At 67.8% G+C, this 1,422-nt stretch carries 2 protein-coding genes; both read left to right on the forward strand.

What is annotated here, in order from left to right; all coding sequences use genetic code 11:
• Nucleotides 1-390 (forward strand): hypothetical protein (locus U1703_RS19030; RefSeq protein ID WP_332786960.1); only part of this gene is annotated, 390 nt, incomplete at its 5' end.
• Nucleotides 391-564: 174 nt separating this feature from the next.
• The coding region (locus tag U1703_RS19035; RefSeq protein WP_332786961.1) for a DUF222 domain-containing protein at nt 565-1,422 on the forward strand (858 nt) is incomplete at its 3' end.

Below are 1,422 nucleotides of genomic sequence, written 5' to 3' on the forward strand. Positions count from 1 at the left end.
CTGATGTACGAGGGCGGCCGGCGATCTGCGCTCTGGAACCTCTTCGCGAAGCACGACGTGGACCTCTATCTCACCGGCGAGGTTCACGACGTGACCGCCATCCACCGCGACGGTGTCCTCCAGATCTCCCACGGCGGCCTCTTCGCCTTCGGCCTCACCAACTACCTGCTCGCCGACATCTACGACGACCACATGACGATCGACCTGCGCGACTACGACATCCGCTGGCACGACGCCGCCGACGGCAGCCGTCTCTGGCAGACCCGCCCCGGCGGCTTGCCGAAGCACCTCCGCGTCTCCCCCACCCCCTTCACCGTCGGCACTGCCGTCATCGACGGCGACGGACACCTCCTCGAGCGCTCCGGCATCCTCGGCAAGTACGCTGGCTGACCCCATCAGTTGGTGAAGAGTCAGCGCCAGCGAGCCCGTGTCGAGACCCCCAAGGTAAAGTCTCAGAAAGTTCGCGGATCCCTTGTGGACAACGAGTTCTGAGGCCCCTCACTGTCGGTGGTCACTGCTTGACTTGTCCCTATGAGCAGCAGCCCCGCCGACCTCCTAAAGGTCATGCGCACCACCACCAAGGCCGCGATCGCGGTCGAGGTGGAGCGGCTGCACGCCGTCATCGAGTGGTGCGTGATGCATGAGACCGACGACGAGGCCGTGGCGTCGTTCGGTGACCACGGGATCCCCCTGGCCGGCGACGGCACACCGTGGGTGTCCGAGTTCGCGGTGATGGAGCTCGGCGCCGCGCTCGGTCAGTCCACCGACACCGCGAAGAGGTACGTCGGCGCCGCCCTCGAGGTCCGCTACCGGCTCCCTCGGTTGTGGGAACGGGTCGCGGCAGGGGAGTTGCCGTTCTGGAAGGCCCGGTTCATCGCGGAGCGCACCATGTGTCTGCCCGAGGCCGGGGCGTTGTTCGTCGATGAGCGGGTCGCGTTCTGTGCGCACAAGATCGGCTACGCCGAGCTGGCCCGCCAGATCACCGCCGCGCAGCTGCGGTTCGACCCCGAAGCGGCGGAGAAGCAACGCCGGCATGACGCTGACGGCCGGTGCTTCGACATCGCCAAGGACGCCGTGTCTCCGGCCGGGACGGTGCCGGTGTCCGGGACCCTGGACCTGCCAGACGCCCTGGACCTCGACGCCGCGTTGTCCCAACGGGCCGCGGAGCTCAAGGAGCTCGGGTCGGAGGAGTCCCTCAACGTTCGCCGCGCCCAGGCCCTCGGTGATCTCGCCCGGGGCCAGGGCACCCTCGACTACGACAAACCATCACGCCAGATCGTGGTCCACCTGCACGGCGACAGCTTCGTGGGCCGGTGTGACAACACCCGCAGCCCGCTGCTCGCCGAGACCATCCGGGCCTGGTGCGCCAACCCCAACGCCACGATCATCGTCAAACCCGTCCGCGACCTGGAGGACCACATA

This window comes from Sphingomonas flavida (assembly GCF_036663655.1).
Lineage (GTDB): Bacteria > Pseudomonadota > Alphaproteobacteria > Sphingomonadales > Sphingomonadaceae > Sphingomonas.